This is a genomic window from Nitrincola iocasae, from assembly GCF_008727795.1.
Classification (GTDB): domain Bacteria; phylum Pseudomonadota; class Gammaproteobacteria; order Pseudomonadales; family Balneatricaceae; genus Nitrincola; species Nitrincola iocasae.
This window is the reverse complement of record NZ_CP044222.1, coordinates 2,508,523-2,530,034: the sequence shown is the minus strand read 5'-3', so window position 1 is coordinate 2,530,034 and position 21,512 is coordinate 2,508,523. Positions and strand designations below refer to the sequence as shown.

The following is a 21,512-nucleotide window of genomic DNA, read 5'->3' as shown; positions in this document are numbered from 1 at the left end:
ACGTTGAGCTTCCCCCAATAAAACGGACGGTTTAATTAAGACGCGGTGCTTCTGGTGGTGGTTGGCGCTTGGGTTTCACCGGACGAACGACGTGTCATTAGAAATCAGTTTCTTCATGAGAGCGACTCAGTGTATTAAGGTATGTGTAAGACTATGGCTGATTGATTAGCTTCCGATTAGCATTCGGCATAAAATACCAATTTATATCCTGACCCGTTTCTGAGTCTTTTTTCCATGCCTACCGAACAACCTTCGGCTCAACAAGCCTGGCTTGCTGTGATCAGCCTCGCATTTTCTGCCTTTGTGTTTAATACCTCGGAGTTTGCTCCCATAGGGCTGTTGTCCGGTATTGCCGACTCTTTTGACATGCACATTGCAGAAACCGGGCTGATGATGACCTACTACGCCTGGGTAGTGGCGCTGGCGTCTTTACCGGCGATCATTTTGCTCAGTGATGTTGAACGGCGGCGCCTGCTGATTGCAGTGTTCAGTCTGTTTATTATCAGTCATCTGCTGTCCGCTGTGGCTTGGAGTTTCACGGTCTTGATGATTTCTCGCATAGGTATTGCCTTGGCCCATGCGGTGTTCTGGGCAATCACCGCGGCTATTGCCATGCGTATCGCACCAGAGGGCCGAAAAACTCAGGCTGTGAGCCTGCTGATTACCGGTGCCACGCTGGCCAGTATTCTGGGCTTACCGGTGGGACGGCTCGTTAGTGAGTGGTTCAACTGGCGTGTTACTTTTCTACTGATTGGTGGCTGTGCAGCATTGGTGTTGCTGGTGATTCTGCGGGTAATGCCTAACCTGCCAAGCCGTAATGCCGGATCCATCAGTAGCTTACCGCTGTTGTTGCGGCGACCGGCATTGATTGGATTGTATGTGCTGGTGTTGCTGATTGTTACTGCCCATTTCACGGTGTATTCCTACATAGAGCCACTGGTGCAGCAGGTATTAGGGTTCAGCGGCAGTCTGACCACGATGGTGTTACTGGTGTACGGATTGGCAGGTTTTCTGGCGGCGCTGATGTTCAGTCGTCTTTACCGCCACCTAAAAGCTGGTGTGCTGGTATTTGCAGTAAGCCTAATCGTGCTGTCAATGCTAGCACTGGTACCCCTAACCACCACCAGCACTCACCTGATGCTGATCGCTGCCTGCTGGGGGATGGGCATTACGCTGATAACCCTGGCCGCTCAGGTATTGGTGCTGGAGCTGGCCGCTGATGCTACGGATGTAGCAACAGCAATTTTTTCGGGTATTTATAACGTCGGGATTGGCGGCGGCGCGCTAGTGGGCAGCCAGATCATTCTTAGCCGAGGACTCGATCAGACAGGTTATGCTGGTGGTCTGATCGGATTAGTAGCACTGGCCTGGCTGGTGTTTTTCTGTTTCGTTCACCTGAGTAAGAGCAATTCAGCTGCTTAAGGGCAGTCCAACACCTATCAGCACGAACAGGCTGCCACAGACTCGGTTGAAGCCTTTACCACAGCGTCCCAGCCAGTTGGAGACGCTGTTAGCAAAACCGGCTATCAGCAATTCGACGGTACATTCAACCAGTACAAACGTCAGCATCATGATCAGAAACTGTAACCAGAGGTCGCTGTTGGGGTTGATGAACTGGGGTAGAAATGCCGCAAAAAATAATATCACTTTGGGGTTCGACAGGGCTGCTAAAAATCCCTGCCGTGCCATCTGCCAACCACAGACACGGCCGACTGTCACGCCGATTTGACCCGGAGCAGGTGAGCGCCAGACCTGAATGCCCAGCCAGATCAGATATAGACCACCCAGAATTTTCATCGCCAATAACAGCTCTTCGGCCAGCTTCAGTAGTGAAGCGATGCCAAACATTGACAGTGCGATCACACAGGCAAAGCCTACAGCACCCCCGGCTATGGTTTTCAGCGTACGGCCTGGACCATGGATTGCGCCATGAGTCAGTGCCAGCAGGCTGTTGGGACCAGGAGTCAGCGACAGGCCCAGTGTGGCGAGAAGATAAATCAACCAGGTTTCCAGTGTCATACTAAACTCCTGAGTAAGATAGCGGCGAATAATATTCTTAGTATGCAGGTGACAGTAAGGTTAAATCGTGTCTTTGTCGATAATGATAGTGGCCGCGTTAGTTTTACGTAGGTATCGCAGGGAATCAAAAATCAGCATAGCAAGTGCTGACCAGATAAGCACAAACGTTGTGAGTTTTTCGGCACTCAACGGTTCGTCATACATAAATACCGCCAACAGAAACATCCCAGTCGGTCCTATATATTGAAAGAATCCGAGTGTCACCAGGCTGACACGGTTCGCTGCGGCGGCGAAACACATCAGCGGGACCATGGTCACCGGTCCAGCGGCAAACAACAGCCAGTTTATGTTAGCACTATTTTCAAACATATTGGCGGTAGGTGAATCGATTAGGGCTAAGTATAACAGAGCGATAGGCAATAGAATGGCGGTTTCTATGGCCATGCCGGTAAAGCTGTCTACAGCGACTTTTTTACGTACTAAGCCATAAAATCCAAAGGTAATGGCGAGTGATAGAGCAATCCAAGGCAAAGAGCCAAATTGAATTACTTCAAAGACCACGGCACAAAAACATAAACCCACCGCAATGATGCGTACTCTATCGAGTTTGTTTTTAAAGAAAACCACGCCCAATAAAATGGTGATCAGTGGGTTGATGTAATAGCCCAAGCTGGCGCTTAGCATTTTATTGTTCTGAATCGCCCAGATAAAGGTTCCCCAATTTAAGCCGATGAGAAGCGTCGAAACCAGCATGGCCATGAGTGTTTTCGGTGATTGAAGTACTTTTTTTAATGCACCGGTATAACGCAGCAGAATGATCAACACAAAAACAATCACACAAGACCAAATCACCCGATGGGCAAGAATTTCAGTCGCGGGAACAAAGGACATCTCTTTAAAATAAATCGGCGCAACAGCCCACAGAAAAAATGCACTAAGCGCATAAACAATCCCACTACGAGAAGACGTTTCCATCACATTTCCCTATAACTTTAAGGGGGCAGTATCCTTTAGCGAAAAAGGCTACTAACCCCTTTTTTTAGCTGGTGTTTTTTTGTGCTGATGGCGACCATTAGCATGGCGACAGCGATGGTGGGGAGCATTAGCAGGTTGAGGATTTCCCAGCCGAGCAGGCTTTGCCAGTAACCGGCCAGCAGACTGCCGATGGCGGCGCTGCCGAACACCAGAAAATCATTGATACCCTGGACCTTGGCTTTCTCCGCCGGGCGGTAGGTGTGGGTCAGCAGTGAAGTTGCGCCAATAAAGGTGAAGTTCCAGCCAATCCCAAGTGCCACGAGTGCGGTCCAGAAATGCCAGTAACTGGTGCCTAACTGGTTAAGCAATACACACAGGATCAGCAGCAGACAGCCGGTCTGGATGACTTTGGCTTCTGAGAAGCGGGTGATCAGTCGGCCAGTGAAAAAGGAGGGCGCGAACATTCCCAGTACATGCCATTGAATGACACTGGCGGTACTGCTGAATCCAAAACCGCAGCCTTGCATTGCCAGTGGAGTTGCCGTCATGATTAGCACCATGACGGCGTAGCCAATGACACCGGCAGAAATGGCGGCGATCAGTTGCGGTTGACGGAACAGTTCGGCATAAGGACGCACCTCCCCCTGAAGCTCGGCACGGGTCGGTTTTTTTAACGGGATTAGCGTGATCAGCAGGGTAGTCAGTAGATACAGCCCGATCAATACCGCAAACGCGCCCAGATACTGAGTGGCTGGAAGCAACTTTTCGCCCCAGATCGCCAAATTGGGCCCGAGGATAGCTGCAATCACGCCACCGGCCATAACCAGGCTGATAGCGCGAGGGTGCAAGGGCGGCGGGCAACCTTCGATAGCAGCAAAGCGATACTGCTGCCCGACACCTATGGCCATGCCTAACAGAAACGTGCTCAGGCAAAAGAGTGTAAAATCTCCGGCTGCAAGGGCAAAATAGGCCAGAGTTGCGCCGCCAACGCCAATCAGGTTGCCAATTAAAAAGCCGGTTTTACGTCCCAGCCAGCGCATCAGATGTGCTGCCGGCAGGGTGACGCCCATCAGCCCGAGGAATTGTAAGGCGACGGGCAGGGTGATCAGACTAAGACTTGGCGCAATTTGTTGTCCAATTAATGCGGTGACCGAAACCAACAGAATGTTACCGGAAACCAGCAAGGCCTGGCCCAACGCCAAACCCCAGACAGTTACAGGAAGTCGCATGACAATAAGTCCTTATTCACCCAGCCAAAAAAACAAATATAACAGGCGGTGCACTAAAAAGCAGGGTGGTGTGAGCCTGTGAAGCTGTTTATTGCTGAAAAACCCTCGTTAGGGCGGGCAATCGCGGAGGCACTGCCTGGCCCCAAAAAGCGTGAAGAGGGCTATATTCGTTGTGGCGATGACACCTGGGTGAGCTGGTGTATTGGGCATTTGTTGGAGCAGGCTGAGCCGGATGCTTATGACCCCGCTTTCAAACAATGGCGTCTGGAACATTTGCCAATTCTACCAGGCGAATGGCAACTGCAACCCAAAAGCGGCACGCGTAAACAACTGACGATTTTACGCAAGCTGGTGAAGCAGGCCGATTGTCTGGTCCATGCGGGAGATCCGGATCGGGAAGGTCAGTTACTGGTAGATGAAGTGATCGCCTGGTTGAAAGTGCCTGCGCAAAAGCGTGCCAGTGTTCAGCGTTGTCTGATCAGTGACCTGAACCCCGAGGCGGTGCGGCGCGCCTTGGCGCAACTCAAGCCCAACCGTGACTTTGTCCCCCTGTCGACTTCGGCCTTGGCACGTTCACGTGCTGACTGGCTGTATGGCATCAATCTGACTCGCGCCTGCACTTTGCAAGGCCAGCAGTCCGGGTATCAGGGCGTTCTGTCGGTGGGGCGGGTGCAAACACCGATTCTGGGGCTGGTGGTGCGCCGGGATGAAAGCATTGAGGTGTTTGTCAGCAAACCTTTTTACGAGGTGCTGGCGCAGCTTGAAACCCCGGCAGGCGAGCGCTTTCAGGCTAAATGGCAACCCAGTGAAGCCTGTGCGGCCTATCAGGATGAAGAGGGGCGAGTGGTCTCCAAAGCTCTGGCGGAGAATGTCATTCGACGCATTACCGATCAGCCTGCGCATATTACCCAACTGAACCGAAAAACCAAACAGCAGCCTGCGCCCTTGCCCTATAGCTTGTCAGCCCTGCAGATTGATGCGGGTAAGCGTTATGGCATGAGTGCACAACAGGTGCTGGATACCTGTCAGAGCTTATATGAAAAGCACACCCTGATTACTTATCCACGCTCCGATAGCCGTTATTTACCCGAGGAGCATTTTGCTCGGGCTGAGCGGGTTGTTAAGGCTATTCGCAGCACCTGTCCGGCACTGACTGAAGCAGCCGATGGCACAGATCTGCATTTACGCAGCAAAGCCTGGAATGATAAAAAGGTGGATGCTCACCATGCCATTATCCCCACGGAAAAACAGGCCAGCAGCACGCGTCTGTCAGCGAATGAGCAGCGTTTGTATGAGCTGATCGCGCGCCAGTATCTGATGCAGTTCTACTCCCATTGGCGCTATCAGGATACCGAAGTCATCCTCGATATTGCCGGTGGTTGTTTCATCGCCCGCGCCCGCGAAACGTTAGACAGTGGCTGGAAAGTGCTGTTTCCATCACGTCAGAATGATGACGATGGTGATGAGCCTAGTCAGTCTGCACTGCCGCCACTGCAGCAAGGTCAGACCCTGCACTGCTTGAATGGAACCCTGCAAGAAAAAATGACTCAGCCACCCAAGCACTTTACCGACGCAACACTACTGGCCGCTATGACTGGCATCGCTCGATATGTCAAAGATCCGGAAATACGTAAAATTCTGCGTGAAACCGATGGATTAGGTACAGAAGCGACTCGGGCGGGGATTATTGAATTGCTATTTAAACGTCAATATTTGATGCGCCAGGGTAAGCAGATACTGGCAACGCCAGCAGGTAAAGGGCTTATTAATAGTCTGCCAGAGTCTACGACTTTGCCTGATATGACAGCGGAATGGGAAGCTCAGTTGGAAGCGATTAAACAGCGTGAGATGCCCTATGCTGCGTTTATGCAGTTACTGGAGCAGACATTGCGTCAACTGATCCAGCAGGTCACTCAAACCTCGATTCGACTGCCTGCTGGAGCATCGTCCCCTAAATCACCTGTACACCGACGCCGTAAGACTGGGCGTCGGACTGCCAGGGCTAAAAAAGCTTAAAGTGCGGCCAACAGCGTTTCAGCGCTGGTTTTGTCGACCCCTTTGGCATCGACATTCACCAATTCAATCTTGCGATCATTGATGATCATCGCATAGCGCTGACTGCGCACACCGAGTCCGGCAGCGGACAGATCCTGATCCAGACCTGCGGCTTTGGCCAGTTCACCCAGCCCATCGGCCAGCATGATAATTTCGTCAGCATTTTGCGCCTTACCCCAGGCACCCATCACGAAGGCATCATTCACGGCGGTACAGATAATGCTGTCGACACCTCGTGCCTTGATTTCATCTGCCTTCATGACAAAACCAGGCAAATGGGTATTAGAACAACCGGGGGTAAACGCGCCTGGAACGGCAAAAAGTACCACTTTCTTGCCACTCAGCAGGCTGTCGGTAGTGACGTCTTCAGGGCCCTTATCACCCAGAATTTTCAGAGTCAGTGAAGGAAAGGTGTCACCTGTTTTAAGACTCATATCTATTCTCCTTTTAAAGATTGATAGCGATCAGTATCCTCGTCTTTGTACAGTATAGCAATAACATAGGAATTTACTCGGATATTGGTCTTGAGCGTTGACGCGAATCGGGATATGGCGGAAGATAGCCATCTTCCTGATATTTTTATTGATCGATACCGTCACAGCTTATGTGCGGTGCCTGCGCCGTTGTGATGACGGCTTCGGAGACATGATGTCTATACCGGTTTCCTATCTTGCTGTGGTGTTAATCTGGTCTACTACGCCCCTGACTATTGCCTGGAGCAGTGAAACTATCGATCCGGTTTTAGCTGGATGGTTACGTATGGGGATTGCAGCCCTGCTTGGATTGGGATTGTTGGCGGTACTACGTATTCGGCTACCGCTGAATGCGCGTGCCCAACTGGCCTATGCCTATGCTTCACTCGGGGTGTTTGGTGCGATGTGCTGTACCTATATTGCCTCACGTTATGTACCTTCCGGACTGATTTCGATTATTTTTGGTCTTGCACCCATCCTCTCGGCGATCTTTGGTATGGGATTGCTGAACGAGCCTGCTCTGAGACCCTACCGCTGGATTGCCAGTGCACTGGCTTTTCTGGGGCTGGGGGTGATTTTTACCGACGATGTGGTGCTGGGGCGTGAAAGCCTACCGGGGGTATTCCTGCTGTTAATGGCGGTGAGTTTGTTCAGTCTAAGTGGTGTACTGGTCAAACGCACCGGGGCCCAGGTGCATCCGCTGGCACATACGGTTGGCGCATTGCTCTGGTCGTTACCCGGATTTGGCCTGACCTGGTGGTTGATGGGCGCAGCGCCTTTGGTGATCGATCCGTCCACGCGCGCCTTCTGGTCAGTGCTCTATCTGGCAATCTTTGGCTCTCTGATCGGCTTTGTCAGCTATTTTCATGTGTTACGTCACTTGCCAGCCAGTACGGTGGCGTTAGTGACGCTAATCACGCCGGTGTTTGCCTTAATGCTTGGCCATCTGCTAAATGCTGAGCCGCTGACAGCCAGTTTATGGAAAGGCTGTCTACTGGTGGTCAGCGGTCTGGCACTGTTTTTCTGGGGGCATCGTCTCCCTGGCCGTCGCCCTGTCACTTGAGTTCAGTGATCAGGCGGCACCCTCCGTCAGCAGTGAAATCTGTGTACGCCGCGTTGCCTTGACGGCTTCCAGAAATTCAGAGCCCCAGCGGGCAATGTCGTTGTGACAAACGATCTGATACATCGCCTTCAAACGGGCTTCACGGTCGGCTTTGCCCAGCGTCAGACCGATATACAGGGTGTCGCGCAGGTCATGCGGATCGTGTGGGTTGGTCAACAACGCGCCATGCACTTCGGCGGCTGCCCCGGCGAATTCCGATAACACCAACACCCCGTTACCACCACAGAGCCCCTGAGTAGCAATATATTCCTTGGCGACCAGGTTGAGGCCATCGCGCAGGGGGGTAATCCACATCACATCAGCCATCAGGTAGTAGGCAATCAGTTCCTGAAACGGAAAGGCACGGTAGAAGAACTGCACCGGAGCCCAGCCCACGCGGGCGAAGCGTCCATTGATGCGTCCCACTGCCTGTTCTATTTGTGCCAGCAGTTCATCATAGATGGTCATCTCCCGTGCTGCTGGAACACAGATAGTCATCAGGCTGACCTTGCCAATCAGTTCCGGGTGCGCATCGAGCAATGCCTCGAAGGCCAGCAGTTTCGCCAGGGTGCCTTTGGTGTAATCCAGCCGTTCTACCGACAAGACCACGCGGGTATGGCGTAACTGTTGACGCAGTGTTTCCATCAGTTCCTGGCAGACTGGGTCCTGACGAATCGTATCTATACGGCCAACATCCAGTCCGACCGGGTGCGCGCCCAGGCCGATATAACGATCATGAACACGGATCGCCGTGGTCATGCTGTCGAGTCCTACAGCACAGCCGTAGGTAAGAAAACGCGGTGCACAACCGCTGGTTTCGACGACTTCCAGCGGGGCGACACCGCGGGCGACATCGACGAAGTTTTCCGCCTGACGGGGAATGTGAAACCCTATATAGTCACATTGCAGCAGGCTACCGATAATCTCACGTCGCCAGGGCAGCACGTTGAATACGTCCGCTGAAGGAAAGTAGGTGTGGTGAAAAAAGGCAATGGTCAAATCTGGTCGCAAAGGGCGCAGGTAGGCCGGGACCATCCATAGATTGTAGTCGTGTAGCCAGACAATGGCACCTTCGGCGGCTTCGGCGGCGGTGCGTTCGGCAAACAGGCGATTGACTTTAAGGAAAGTGATCCAGTCTTCTTCCCGAAAGATGGCCCTTTCCCAGAAAGTGTGCAGCGTAGGCCAGAAGGCCTCTTTGGAGAAACGTTTGTAGAAGGTATCCACATCATCCTTGGTTAGCGCCACACGGGCGGCGACTAAATTAGGGTAACGCTCAGGATCCACCTGGGTATGTACTTCAAACGCGCGGCCTCGACGCGGATCATGGATCGACCAGGCCACCCAGGAGCCGCGTTGACCACTGCTGAAGAAGCTTAGCAGGGTGGGTAAGATGCCATTGGGAGAGGTGGGCGGACGGCGGATCAGCTTGCCTGATTCTTCGACCTCTTCATAGGGTAAACGGTGATAAACCATCACCAGATCCGCTTTGCCTTTGATAGTCAGGTCGGGTAGTTCGTGATCGACACCTAACGGACCGAGAAAGCCAAAATGACCCACAGCTTCCAGTATCCCGCCACAACCACTGAGACGTGCTTGCAGCACACTGGCTCTGTCGGCTGTCGCTTCCAGCAGAGCGGGTTCAGACTCACCAACGCAGACTCCCTTGAATCCTTGCTCATACATTGACAGGTCATTCAATGTATCGCCTGCCACCAGTACATCGTCTGCCGGCAGTTGCAGATGCTCTACCAGGCGTCGCAGGGTTGAGCCCTTATTGATCCCTTTGGGGAGGCAGTCCAGGTACATGCCGGCTGAGAACAGCATGTCGCAACCCAGTGCTTCAATGGCTTGTTTGAGTTTATCGGTCACGGCGCCGGGTTCACAGAAATAAGAGCAACGGCGTTGCTGCGGGACTTCCTGGCGCTCCAGTCCGGGAAATCCTTTCAGTGCTTCAATAATGCTGAGCTCGCCGGGCCAGCGCGCATTAATTTCACTTTGAACCGGATAGACAGGTTGTAGAGTTTCACCATCCACCAGCGTCGCACCAACATCACAGATAATATAATCTGGGCGAGGAATGGCGGGATCAGAAAGTAGAGGAACCACGACTTCGAGGCCGCGTCCGGTAACAAATACCAGTTTGATACCCTGATGGGCGGTGATCAGTTGATAAAGGCGCTGGCGATTTTCCGGATCGCCTGCTAGAAAGGTTCCGTCAAGATCTGTTGCCAGAATCATAGTGCTAATTACTCCTGTCTGTAGCTGAGTCGTCTGTGTCTTCCTGTTCGTCAGGCGTCTGGTCATCCAGCATCATTTCCAACACCACTGGTGAGGTGCGAACCATGGGTACATAGTGGGCTGACTCGTCAACGATAGTATCACGCATACGACGTGTCTGCAGATGGCTGTAGATGGCACAGAGGGCAAAGATTACGCTGAAATAGACTGGCAGCGCCTGAGGGCTGGTGTAACTCATGATCCAGCCCGCCGTGGCCGGTCCTAATGCAGCACCGACGCCATGTAGCATCAACAGTGCCGCATTACCGGAGAGAATTTCATCCCGATGCAGGTGATCGATCAGGTGGGCAATGACCGCCGGATAGACGGCAAACGCACCGGCTCCGAAGACCACAGCCCCGAGTAAAAACCACTGGCCATAGGGACCTAGTACCAGCATCAACACCCCTCCCAGTGCAGCCAGCATGGAAATGATAGCCAGGGCTTTACGGCGGTCGATTCGGTCAGACAGGATGCCCATGGGCCACTGAAACAAAGCACCAGAGACAATCACCAGCGAAATAAACATGGCGATGTCTGCTGGAGCGAAGCCTATTCGACCCGCGTAAACCGCACCTAGCCCCCAGAAACCACCCATCGCCAGTCCTGACAGCAGTGCTCCGGCACAGGCAATCGGTGCGGCCTGCCATAAGCGCTTCAGCGATAGCGACTGGGTATCATTGATAACCGGTTGTGCTAAACGTGTCGCTGTCACGGGCATCAGTCCCAGAATGACCAGGATTCCAGCGATGCCGAACAGGGTAAAGGTTAGCGGACTATCGATACGCAACAGTTGTTGCGCCAGCGCCAGCGCACCGAGGTTTATCGCCATGTAAACAGCGAACACCCGCGCACGACGTTCAGGTGGTGCCTGAGTATTCAGCCAGCTTTCAATTACAGTGTAGATACCAACTAGCGCACTACCGGTAATGACGCGCAGTACAAACCAAACTATGGGATCGATAATCAGGACATGCAGTAGTACACAGGTGGCTGTGGCGGCGGCAAAAAATGCGAAAGCCCGGATGTGGCCCATGCGCCGAATCAGTCTGGGACAGAGCCAGGTCCCCAGAATAAAACCGATGAAGTAGGCGGAACCCAGCAACCCGAGGGTTTGATCGGTAAAACCTTCTGCACTGCCTCTAAGGGCTAGCAGGGTGTTCAGTAGCCCGATACCCAGCAACAGCAGGGCAATGCCGCTTAACAGTGCGCCAATGGGCAATATAATCGCTATCATTTGTGCGGATCTCTCCTTCTGAACTGTCTGGAGGACGGATCAGTCAGGTGGCAAATGGGGCTCCTATCTATTTTTGTCTTTCTATAGACCCTACCTGATTCCGTCATGTGTTTCCACTCGGGAAGGTTAAATTCACTTTGGGAATCTAATTCTCTTGCTCGGTGCAGCTGTTGTATACTCATGCTTCTATCAATCAGTTACAGGGTAAGCTGAGTGAATTCAGCCAGGCTGAAACTGGAGTTACGCTCCTATTCAGATGAGGTGGCGAGCCACCATCATGATCACCATCAACTGGTATTGCCGGTTGATGGCGAACTGTGCCTGAGTGTCAATCAGGTCGAGGGTGCGGTAACGTCAAGGCAGGCCGGTATTATTCCTGCAGGTGCCGATCATGGATTTTATGCCCCTTCAGCCAACCGCTTTTTGGTAGCCGATATTCCTACAGTAATGGCTCCCATGCTAGAGCGACTTCCAGCTTTTATACAGTTGGATCTGGCTTTGAGTCACTATATCGCTTTTTTGTGTCAACAAATGCAGCGTAGCAACAATCAGAATTCGACTGAAACCGAGCATCAAATGCTGCGCTTGCTATTGCAACTACTGCAGCAACGTTTTGTTCTGCCGGTTAAGCAGGATCGGCGCATTGAGGTTGCTAAAACCTATCTGGAACAACAACTGCATCGCCGAATTTCACTGCATCAGTTGGCTGTCGTTTCTAATCTGAGTGTTCGTCAGCTCACTAGCCTGTTTCAACAACACTTAGGCCGATCACCACAGCAATATCTGCTGGAGTTGCGTATGCACAAAGCGCGGCAACTGTTGGAATCCAGTGATCTTCAAGTGCAGTTAATTGCTGAGCAGGTGGGTTACACCAACCTTGCCGCCTTCAGTGACCGCTTTCGCCGTTATTACGGTAAATCTCCCCGTTATTTCCGCCAGCACAGCAAACAACAGGGCTGATTCGGCAAAGACAAGCTTGCTGTCAGGCAATACACTGGTGTTTTTCTGAGTTGACAGAGTCTGATGATGATCCCGCTGCATAAGGCAACACTGATTGGTTCGGTATCAATTTTCCTCTGGGGTACCCTGGCATTATTGACGCGCATGACAGGTGGTGCCATTCCCGAGTTTCAGATGATGGCGATGACCTTTGCCATTGCCTTTCTGCTGATGTTGATCCGCTGGCGTGGACAAAAGCGTTCCGGTTTACGCTATCTGCGACAGCCGCTGGCCGCCTGGGTGATCGGTGTCGCCGGGCTGTTTGGCTATCATTTTGTCTATTTCAAGGCGATGACCCTGGCACCCGCTGTTGAGGTGAGTTTGCTGGCGTATCTTTGGCCGCTATTGATTGTAATTTTCAGTGCGCTGTTACCCGGTGAACGTTTACGCGCCGTGCATTTAGTTGGAGCTTGCCTGGCATTGTTTGGTTGTTGGATATTGATTGGTCAAAATCACAATGGCTTTCAACCCCAGTACCTACCTGGATACCTACTGGCCTTGCTGTGTGCTTTGATCTGGTCCAGCTATTCGGTGTTGAGCCGTCTGGTCAAGGCCGTGCCCACTGATGCTGTCGGCTGGTTTTGTGCTGTCACGGCGGTGTTGGCGCTGGGGTGTCATCTGGTGCTGGAAGAAACTGTTTGGCCACAGGGCTGGGCGCAGTGGGTGGGAGTGATCGGATTAGGATTGGGGCCAGTAGGTATCGCATTTTTTACCTGGGACTATGGGGTTAAGCATGGCAATTTACAGTTGCTGGGAACCCTGGCTTACAGTGCGCCCTTGATCTCGGTGGTGTTACTGGTGCTGGCGGGTGAGGCTGGTGCCAGTTGGACTCTATTCTATGCCAGTATTGCCATTGTGAGTGGTTCGTTTATTGCTGGGAAGCGGCCGAAATCGGTGGGGTAAAGCGCCCATGGAGTGGGCGCCTACAGGGGGTGAAAGAGGGTTAGTTGGCTAGTTCTATGCGTTTGAAGTCGAGGGTGTTTTCCTCTGGCGAGGCCTCGATTTCAAGTACTTCTTTGCGTTTGTAGAACAGAATGTAAGCAAAGCAGCCAAAGTAAATGGCGATAACCAAAGCTCCCACCCACTGAATTTTCAAGAAATCTAACTGGAAGAGGATGGTCAGCGCACACATGGCAGCAAAATTGCCTAAAAAGTAGCGTGTTTTACCAATATGATGGGCGGTCAAGTTGAGGTTCTCTGTGTAGAGACGTATCAATGAATCCAAAGAGTTAACAACCATTAAGATACCCACTGAGATCATCGCCAAATTGATGAAGCTGCTGATATGCAGACCTTCAGCGTGGTAGTGGTAGAGCACGGTAAACCAGGTGCCGATGGCCACTGATGGAAACACTAGCATGGCCAGCATCAACTGCCAGGTACGCAAACCGCTAACAAAACGTGCGGTGAACTGACCAATCATGATACTCCAGGAGAACCACCAGAACAGATAAAATTCGTGATAGTCATTCAATGGCAACATAAATTGATGCAGGTTGGTAAAGTATTCAGTGATCAGGCCAGCGGTGGCAAAAAAGTCACTGGGGCTGCCGTTGTCTGTCAGGAAGGCACCGCTCCACATCATCATGATCAAGCCGATGAACAGCCAGGATGAGCCCAAACTAAGAATACGTACATATTTCAACTGACTGCTAGAGTAAACAGCAGCGGCAATGGCCAGTAATACGATCAGATAGAAGGTGGGAATAACACTTTCACCATCACCTATCTCGGGTAGATACCAGGGCAGATTGATCAGCAGTAAAAACGCCGTAAAGGCACAGGTGCCGATAATGACAGCATTGTTGACCACCTTGACCAAGGGTATATCAAAGAAGCGAACCTTAGGTTCGACCACGCAGAAGTAAAAGCAGGTGAGGAAGTAAAATCCCCAGATCAAAAATGCCCAGAAACCAAATTCTATCGCCAGGGGATTAGCAAAGTTGTACTCTGGACTCGCTGACAGGTCTGCATAGCCAGCGAATTCGGTTAGTGGGAACATGATCAAGCCAACATCCAGTCCGGATGTAAACAGTATGGCGATGAAGGTAAAGGTGCGGACCGGCGTGACGCCAATACAGCGTAGATTCCACCATTTAGTCAGTACCGCGATAATCGCAGCGAAGGTGAACAAGAGTCCAATGGATAACCAGAGAGTCATGCGCGCCTCCGGTAATAACAGTCAATCATTTTACGAAACAGCATGGGTGTTCCTCCTCTATTGAAACAGGCGTTCATTCGAATTGGACACAAACCACCGCGTGTTAACGGCTCAGGCTGCAATTTGGTTACAGCCTGATGGTTTGCACGTTGTGTTGAGGCTGCGCGAGGCTTAGATAGCCTTGCGCTTCGCCTCCTGGGGGCGTTGGCGTTCCTGCCAATGTGCATCCAACGATACGTCAGCGTTCGATGGTGCAAGGGGCTCCATGCCCCGAATCAGGTCAGCGGCACGTTCGGCCAACATAATGGTGGGCGCGTTCAGATTGCCGTTGGGTATCGTCGGAAAAATAGATGAATCAACTACCCGCAGCCCTTGCAAGCCGTGGACTCGGGTGTGTGGATCCACCACGGCCATTGCATCGACACCCATTTTGCAGGAGCAGGAGGGGTGGTAGGCACTTTCGACAGCGCGACGGACAAAGGCATCGATCTGTTCATCACTTTGAATATCTAGTCCTGGCTGAATTTCATCGCCACGGTAAGAATCCATAGCAGGCTGGTTGATGATTTCCCGTGTCAGGCGTACACAGGCACGAAAGCCTTCCCGATCAGCTTCCTCTTGAAGATAATTAAACTGTATCCGTGGTGGTTGATGAGGATCGGCAGACACTATATCTACTGAGCCGCGACTTTTGGGTTTGTTATGGCCGATATGCAACTGAAAGCCATCACCATCAAAGGCTTCTTTGCCATCATAGCGCATTGCCGCAGGTAGAAAATGGTATTGCAGATCCGGCCATTCAACACCGGCTTTAGAGCGAATAAAACCGCAGGATTCAAAATGGTTGGTGGCACCCAGCCCATCCTTTTTAAGAATCCAGCGCGTGCCAATTTTCAAGCGACTCCACCAGCCCAGTTTGCGGTTCAGAGAAACCGGTTTCAGGCAGCGGAACTGAAAGTAAAACTCCAGGTGGTCCTGCAGGTTTTTACCCACACCGGGTAGGTCATGTTCTAAGGCGATACCGGCTTTAGCCAGCAGCTCTGGATCACCTATACCAGAGAGCTGCAGCAGGTGAGGCGAGCCGATGGAGCCCGCCGATAAAATCACTTCCTGTCTGACGCGAGCAGTGTGGGTACGACCCCCTTGTTCGTAAATCACGCCGACGGCTTTTTTGTCTTCTAGCTGTACTTTATGCACCAAGGCATGGGTAACCAGCATCAGGTTGGAGCGGTTCATGGCCGGACGCAAATAGGCATTGGCCGTGGAACAGCGACGCCCCCCTTTGATGGTCATATGCATCGGCCCGAAGCCTTCCTGCTGCGCAGCGTTATAATCGCTGGTATTGAAATAGCCAGCCTCAACACCGGCATCAATAAAGGCCTGATAAAGCGGGTTCTGCATCTGGTTGCCGTTGTTTACGCCCAGCGGACCGCTATCACCACGGTAAGCATCCCCACCAAAGGCCCAGGTTTCCGCCTTGCGGAAGTAGGGCAGGCAGTGTTGATAATCCCAACCCTCAGCGCCGCTTTGCTGCCACTCATCAAAGTCGCGGGCATGGCCACGCACATAGACCATGCCGTTGATGGAGGACGACCCGCCCAATACCTTGCCACGCGGGCAGTGCATACGACGGTTATCCAGAAAAGGCTCGGGTTCGGTCTCAAACTGCCAGGCGTATTTCTTCGTGTTCATCGGAATGGACAGCGCCGTTGGCATTTGAATAAAAATACTCTTGTCACTGCCACCGGTTTCCAGCAGCAGTACGCTGTGCTTACCATCTTCGGTCAGGCGGTTTGCCAGCACACAGCCAGCCGAACCTGCTCCAACTATGATGTAATCAAAAGTGTTTTCTTGAGTGCTCAAAATGGACTCTCCAGATCAGTCATACCAACATACACAGATTTGATTTGTGTATAGTGGTCCAGGGTTACGCGGCCATTTTCACGGCCGATACCGGATAGTTTGTAACCACCCACGGGCATTTCAGCCGGGGATGCCCCGTAGCTGTTGATCCAGCAGATGCCGGCCTGCAGTTGATGAATAACCCGGTGGGCACGACGCAGGTCATTGGTGAATACCCCGGCAGCCAGACCAGTTTCGGTAGTGTTGGCGCGGCGTATCACCTCGTCTTCATCACTGAAGCTCAGTACTGACATGACCGGACCAAATATCTCTTCACGGCAAATGGTCATGTCGTCGGTGCAATCACTGAAAATAGTGGGTTCGACAAAGAAACCACCTGGAGCCGCCGCCGGTTGTACCGCCTGACCGCCATGCAGCAGTTTCGCACCTTCTGCCAGACCGATTTCGATATAACTGAGTACTTTTTGCCGATGTTGGGCTGAAATCAACGCGCCGAAGTTGGTTTCCGGATCGGCCGGATCACCCAGGCGAATATTGTTACGTGTGCGTTCCAGTAGGCGCTGTAAAAAAATATCCTGAATGGCTTCATGAACAAATACACGGGTGCCATTGGTACAGATTTCACCCTGGGTGTAAAAATTACCCAGCATCGCGGCTGAGACGGCATTGTCGATATCCGCATCATCAAAAATGATCAGTGGTGATTTGCCGCCCAGCTCCATGGTGACCTGCTTGAGCGAGGAGGCGGAAGCCGCCATCACTTTCTGACCGGTGCCGACTTCTCCGGTGAAGGAAACCTTGGCAATATCCGGATGGTGTGTCAGCCAGGCTCCCACCTTGCCATCACCTTGAACCACATTGAATACTCCAGCAGGTACACCGGCTTCAACAAAGATTTCTGCCAGTTTTAATACACCCAGCGGGGTTTCTTCCGAGGGTTTGAAAATCATGCTGTTACCACACGCCAGTGCCGGTGCTGCTTTCCAGCAGGCAATCTGTAACGGGTAGTTCCAGGCGCCGATGCCGGCACAAATTCCCAAAGGCTCACGGCGGGTGTAGTAAAAATCACCGCCAAGATCCTGCTGATTGCCTTCAATCGATGCCGCCAGCCCTGCAAAAAACTCAATCGAGTCAGCGCCAGTGACCACATCGACAGCTACAGCTTCCTGCCAGGGTTTACCTGTGTCCTGCACTTCGACCTTGGCCAGTTCATCATTGCGCTCACGCAGCAGCGCCACTGCACGCATCAGAATACGGCTGCGAGCTACGCCATTCATCGCAGACCAGCGAGCAAAGCCTTCATGAGCACTGTCGATAGCGGCCTGCTGGATACTGGCATCGGCAACTTCCATCTCGTAAATCACCTGGCCGGTACCCGGATTAATGACGCTGAAAGTTTCACCACTGAGGTTGGCCTGATAGCAGCCGTTAACAAAGTTTTGATAGCGAGGCAGAGACATAAAATAGTTACCTTAATCTGTAGCGTTTAAATAGGGTGATGTAGTTGGCTGTAGGCAGCGTAGCGCAAATTGTTTGCACAGCCTTTCACCTGCAGCAAAGCTTTCCTGTGGGTCCAGACTTAACGCACTGCGCAACCAGAAGCCATCGATCAATGCCGCCGTCTGTCGCGCCGCTTCCGTGGCGGCGTGTTTTGGCAGGCGCAACGCAAAGGCGTAGCGCAGATTGCTATAGAGGCGAGCGTTGTTGATCTGCTGCAGGCGCTTGAGTCCTGGTTCATGCATAGAGCGCGCCCAAAAGCTTAACCAGGTTCTTGCTGCGAGGTCTGAGCGCTGAAAATCGGTGAAGTTGGCTTCAATAATACTTGCCAGGCGTTGTTCTGGTGAGCCGTCAGACCCTTTGATGCGTGCCCGAAAATCCTGCCCCAGCTGTTCCAGCAAGTGGCGCAAAGCAGCTTCAATCAACCCCTGCTTGCCACCAAAATAGTGGCTGATAATACCGGATGACATCCCGGCACGGCGGCTGATGGTGACAATAGTGGTGTTCTGTAAACCCAGCTCAGCAATTGACTCCAGTGTGGCCTGAATCAGTTGCTGTTTGCGGGTGTCTTTGACGCCGACGATGGGCATATTTTTCCTTAATTGAACGTTCAATTAATAAAAGACTACCGAATAACTATGCAAGGATCAACCCTGAGGGTGGTTGAAAAATGTCCAGGTAGTATTCCGGTAATACCCTGAAGATATAAATCTGTGAGATGTTTGATACTGGGTTATAACAATTAAAGGAGACCCCAGATGAGCAAGAAAATACTGATGATTACTGGCGACTTCACCGAAGATTATGAAACCATGGTGCCTTTCCAGACGCTGCAGGCGTTCGGTCATCAGGTTGATGCGGTTTGCCCTGATAAGCAAGCCGGTGACAGTATCGCTACGGCGATCCACGATTTTGAAGGCGATCAGACCTATAGCGAAAAACCAGGGCATCGTTTTACTCTGAATGCCAGCTTCAGCGAGATTCAGGTTGGCGATTATGATGCCCTGGTTATTCCAGGCGGTCGAGCACCAGAATATCTGCGGCTGAATCCAGAAGTCATAAGCATGGTCCAGCACTTTTTTGAAGCGGATAAACCGGTCGCGGCTATCTGCCATGGTGCACAATTGCTGGCAGCTGCTAAAGTGTTAAAAGGCAGACGTTGTTCTGCTTATCCAGCCTGTAGCCCGGAAGTGGAAGCCAGCGGTGGTGAATATGCCGATATTCCGGTTGATTCAGCCGTAACCGATGGCAAGCTGGTAACAGCACCTGCTTGGCCTGCACATCCGGCTTGGCTGGCGCAGTTCCAGAAACTGTTGCAATAACACTGTTCAGAGGAGAGGGGTATGTGCCGACTATTCATCAAGGGCGATCCTGGCTTATGGAAAAGCTGCACACATTCATTGCGTATAGATGGCATGGTCACCAGTGTGCGGATGGAAAACTATTTCTGGAAGCTATTGGAAGAGATCGCTCAGCGTGACGGTATGCAAACCCCTCAACTGATTACCCGGCTCTATCATGAATCGATTGATGCCGGGCATGATCTGGGTAATTTCACCTCGTTTCTGCGCGTCTGTGTGTTGCGTTATCTGGCCTTGCAGATCCAAGGTGATATTCCGGTCAACACAGACATCCCAATTGGATCACTCGATGCTGAGCAGATACTGCTGCAGGAACAGCAGTCCAGACGTCATTGATGTCTCGATTTTGGAGTCCTAACTAAATTCTAAGTAGGTTAACTCTACCACCTTATCATCGAGATCATTGGTTAATATTTCAATGCTGGTATCACCTTTTACATATTTGCCATATTCAAGTTGAAAGCCTATGTCTTTCAAGTGAGTTAAGATCACATCGATTGCAAGAGTACAATTCATGGTTGTTATGCTGATTGAATTGGGACCACTTACTAATCTTGAAATAAAGCGAGGTTTGTCTTCGCAAAATTTGGTCATAGTAGACATCTCTGATGGAGTCAGCAGGAAGTAGTCCAGGCTCTTATAGCTATATTCGTGATGCTCAGAAAAACCAATGCGTGCTACATAAAAAACAGAGCCAATAATGATGGCAACTGCTACAAATACTAATATCAGTGCGCGCATTTTATTGCACCTTTGTTATCATGTTTTTGGTGTTTAAATAGAAAGTTAGTTTTAGTTAATTAGAGTATTTTTTGATTGGTGCTGCTAGGTAATTATCTGAATTAAGGGTTATAATTAATACTCATATAAAGTAACCTCCGTAACCTTGTCGTTAGTATCATCGTATAAGAATTCAATTTTGGTATTGTTCTTTACGTATCTGCCGTGTTTGTTAATTTCAAATCCTAGTTCTTTTATGTGATTTAAAATAATTTCTCTATCGAGAGTGCAGTTCATCGCTGTGTATGAAGCCTTGTTTCCATCACCTATACTGTAGATAAACGATGGTTTGTCTATACACAAATTTGTCATTTTTGATATCTCTGAAGGTGTTAATAGATAATAATTAAAGCTTTTGTATGTATATGGATAATGCTCTGAAAAAATAACACTAGCTAAATAAAAAAAGCATCCGATAAAGACTGTAAATGATGATAATGCTAAAATTAACATACGCATATTATTGTGCCTCTTTGAAGAGAGTTCCCGGTGTTGCTGGTATAATTGTGTTTAGTTCAGGAGGTAAGGTTCCACACATTGGACCTCCTTGGGCGGGTGGGATTGGGTATAAAAAAGGTAAGTGAGTATGATTTTTATTGGTGCCTAGAGCACCATATCTATCCCAAATTTGAAGGGCAATGTCTTTACTTACGGGTTGGCAAATCTTCAAATAATCTATATGTGGGTTGAGTGTGCGATAAAAAGAAATTAAGTTAGATACTAAATCCTCAGCACTATACCCACTGTCTGTTTTCAACCGAAAGGGCCATCTAGTCTGCATGGACTCAAAAGCGTGAGATGTATCTAAGAAAATTGCTAGTGCGACTGATTTTGCATCAATTGGGGTGAGATTTTTTTTTATATCGTACTTTTTTCTAATGCCAGCACCAACTGTGATGTTGAATTTTGTTGTCCTCATTTCCTGATGATACCTAATCCTGAAAAATCCCTGTTCTGTTCGTTCCTCGGTCTGTTCGTGAAGTATTTTAGTCCACAATTCCCTAGGCCCTTCTGGATCGGCATGTCCCAGATCTATCCATCCGCATCTCTTTGTATAGATTAATCCTCTGTTTCGACCAAAAGCCTGGGAACCGTCGATAATATCTGTCCTTTGTGACATACAATTCGTCCCTTTTAAAAGCGCATGAGTTTTAGAGTCTTTCGTCATGGCTTATGTCATTACTATTGTAAATATAAAGTCTAGGCAAAAAAGGAGGGTAGCATTGAGCTGTGTTGGCTACATATCCTTATGTTGATCTAAACTCCCTGAACCAACATATTACCCCCTAGTCGATTTTAATCAAGTAAATATTTAGTATCCTTATCATGCAGCCTAAGACTTTCCTTTGCATCGCTGTTGACAGTGCCTAAGCAAGTTTTAAGTGGTTCAGAAGCCTATAGCAGAGTGCATATCCAAATATTTCAAGTTGCGTTAGCATAGGGCCAGTCAGCCACGCCTGATGGTTCACAGCAACGGAGAATAA

19 protein-coding genes are annotated in these 21,512 nt (G+C 50.7%); 7 read left to right on the top strand and 12 right to left on the bottom strand.

Annotated elements, in window-relative coordinates; genetic code table 11:
* The first annotated feature begins 234 nt into the window (after window positions 1-234).
* Window positions 235-1,422 (top strand): sugar transporter, encoded by a 1,188-nt coding sequence (locus F5I99_RS11680; protein WP_151056211.1) that lies wholly within the window; start codon window positions 235-237, stop codon window positions 1,420-1,422.
* Here F5I99_RS11680 and F5I99_RS11675 read toward each other — a convergent pair.
* Genes F5I99_RS11675 through F5I99_RS11665 form a run of 3 tightly spaced genes read right to left on the bottom strand, consistent with a single transcriptional unit; the run spans window position 1,411 to window position 4,223 of the window.
* The gene (locus F5I99_RS11675; RefSeq protein ID WP_151056209.1) at window positions 1,411-2,019 is read right to left on the bottom strand and encodes a LysE family translocator; all 609 of its coding nucleotides are present in this window, start codon (window positions 2,017-2,019) and stop codon (window positions 1,411-1,413) included. The genes F5I99_RS11680 and F5I99_RS11675 overlap by 12 nt on opposite strands.
* 60 nt (window positions 2,020-2,079) lie before the next feature.
* Complete coding sequence (rarD, locus tag F5I99_RS11670; protein ID WP_151056207.1) at window positions 2,080-2,994, bottom strand: EamA family transporter RarD; 915 nt, start codon at window positions 2,992-2,994, stop codon at window positions 2,080-2,082.
* A gap of 35 nt (window positions 2,995-3,029) precedes the next feature.
* Complete coding sequence (locus F5I99_RS11665) at window positions 3,030-4,223, bottom strand: MFS transporter (protein WP_151056205.1); 1,194 nt, start codon at window positions 4,221-4,223, stop codon at window positions 3,030-3,032.
* 78 nt (window positions 4,224-4,301) lie between these two features.
* On the opposite strand from F5I99_RS11665, the gene F5I99_RS11660 reads away from it, so the two are divergent.
* Window positions 4,302-6,239, top strand: coding sequence for a DNA topoisomerase III (locus F5I99_RS11660; RefSeq protein ID WP_151056203.1), 1,938 nt, complete (start codon window positions 4,302-4,304; stop codon window positions 6,237-6,239).
* On the opposite strand, the gene F5I99_RS11655 is transcribed toward F5I99_RS11660, so the two are convergent.
* On the bottom strand, window positions 6,236-6,712 hold the full coding sequence (locus tag F5I99_RS11655) for a peroxiredoxin (protein ID WP_151056200.1): 477 nt from the start codon (window positions 6,710-6,712) through the stop codon (window positions 6,236-6,238). The genes F5I99_RS11660 and F5I99_RS11655 overlap by 4 nt on opposite strands.
* 214 nt (window positions 6,713-6,926) lie before the next feature.
* On the opposite strand from F5I99_RS11655, the gene F5I99_RS11650 reads away from it, so the two are divergent.
* On the top strand, window positions 6,927-7,814 hold the full coding sequence (locus F5I99_RS11650) for a DMT family transporter (protein WP_151059137.1): 888 nt from the start codon (window positions 6,927-6,929) through the stop codon (window positions 7,812-7,814).
* A gap of 9 nt (window positions 7,815-7,823) precedes the next feature.
* Here the strand turns inward: F5I99_RS11650 and ggpS are convergent, their stop codons facing one another.
* Window positions 7,824-10,091: a glucosylglycerol-phosphate synthase gene (ggpS, locus tag F5I99_RS11645; protein ID WP_151056198.1), complete on the bottom strand. Its 2,268-nt coding sequence runs from the start codon at window positions 10,089-10,091 to the stop codon at window positions 7,824-7,826.
* Window positions 10,092-10,095: 4 nt separating this feature from the next.
* Complete coding sequence (locus F5I99_RS11640; protein WP_151056195.1) at window positions 10,096-11,367, bottom strand: MFS transporter; 1,272 nt, start codon at window positions 11,365-11,367, stop codon at window positions 10,096-10,098.
* Between the two features lie 213 nt (window positions 11,368-11,580).
* Here F5I99_RS11640 and F5I99_RS11635 point away from each other — a divergent pair, with 213 nt between their 5' ends.
* A complete protein-coding gene (locus F5I99_RS11635; RefSeq protein ID WP_151056193.1) occupies window positions 11,581-12,327 on the top strand; it encodes an AraC family transcriptional regulator in 747 nt (248 codons plus the stop codon).
* Window positions 12,328-12,390: 63 nt separating this feature from the next.
* Window positions 12,391-13,269 (top strand): aromatic amino acid exporter YddG, encoded by an 879-nt coding sequence (gene yddG, locus F5I99_RS11630; RefSeq protein ID WP_225307388.1) that lies wholly within the window; start codon window positions 12,391-12,393, stop codon window positions 13,267-13,269.
* Between the two features lie 40 nt (window positions 13,270-13,309).
* Here yddG and F5I99_RS11625 read toward each other — a convergent pair whose 3' ends face one another.
* From F5I99_RS11625 to betI, 4 genes are all read right to left on the bottom strand, one after another.
* Window positions 13,310-14,527 (bottom strand): BCCT family transporter, encoded by a 1,218-nt coding sequence (locus F5I99_RS11625; protein ID WP_151056191.1) that lies wholly within the window; start codon window positions 14,525-14,527, stop codon window positions 13,310-13,312.
* 171 nt (window positions 14,528-14,698) lie between these two features.
* Complete coding sequence (betA, locus tag F5I99_RS11620; protein WP_151056188.1) at window positions 14,699-16,390, bottom strand: choline dehydrogenase; 1,692 nt, start codon at window positions 16,388-16,390, stop codon at window positions 14,699-14,701.
* The gene (gene betB / locus F5I99_RS11615) at window positions 16,387-17,850 is read right to left on the bottom strand and encodes a betaine-aldehyde dehydrogenase (protein WP_151056186.1); all 1,464 of its coding nucleotides are present in this window, start codon (window positions 17,848-17,850) and stop codon (window positions 16,387-16,389) included. Before betB ends, betA begins: the two co-directional genes overlap by 4 nt.
* A 12-nt stretch (window positions 17,851-17,862) precedes the next feature.
* On the bottom strand, window positions 17,863-18,477 hold the full coding sequence (gene betI, locus F5I99_RS11610) for a transcriptional regulator BetI (RefSeq protein ID WP_151056184.1): 615 nt from the start codon (window positions 18,475-18,477) through the stop codon (window positions 17,863-17,865).
* A gap of 168 nt (window positions 18,478-18,645) precedes the next feature.
* Here betI and F5I99_RS11605 point away from each other — a divergent pair, with 168 nt between their 5' ends.
* Window positions 18,646-19,209 carry a DJ-1/PfpI family protein gene (locus tag F5I99_RS11605; RefSeq protein WP_151056182.1) on the top strand — a complete coding sequence of 188 codons (564 nt, stop codon included), beginning with the start codon at window positions 18,646-18,648 and terminating at the stop codon, window positions 19,207-19,209.
* Window positions 19,210-19,230: 21 nt separating this feature from the next.
* Window positions 19,231-19,584, top strand: coding sequence for a ribbon-helix-helix domain-containing protein (locus F5I99_RS11600; RefSeq protein WP_151056180.1), 354 nt, complete (start codon window positions 19,231-19,233; stop codon window positions 19,582-19,584).
* A gap of 18 nt (window positions 19,585-19,602) precedes the next feature.
* Here F5I99_RS11600 and F5I99_RS11595 read toward each other — a convergent pair whose 3' ends face one another.
* Window positions 19,603-19,989 carry a hypothetical protein gene (locus tag F5I99_RS11595; protein WP_151056178.1) on the bottom strand — a complete coding sequence of 129 codons (387 nt, stop codon included), beginning with the start codon at window positions 19,987-19,989 and terminating at the stop codon, window positions 19,603-19,605.
* 499 nt (window positions 19,990-20,488) lie between these two features.
* Complete coding sequence (locus F5I99_RS11590) at window positions 20,489-21,196, bottom strand: hypothetical protein (protein ID WP_151056176.1); 708 nt, start codon at window positions 21,194-21,196, stop codon at window positions 20,489-20,491.
* Window positions 21,197-21,512 lie beyond the last annotated feature (316 nt).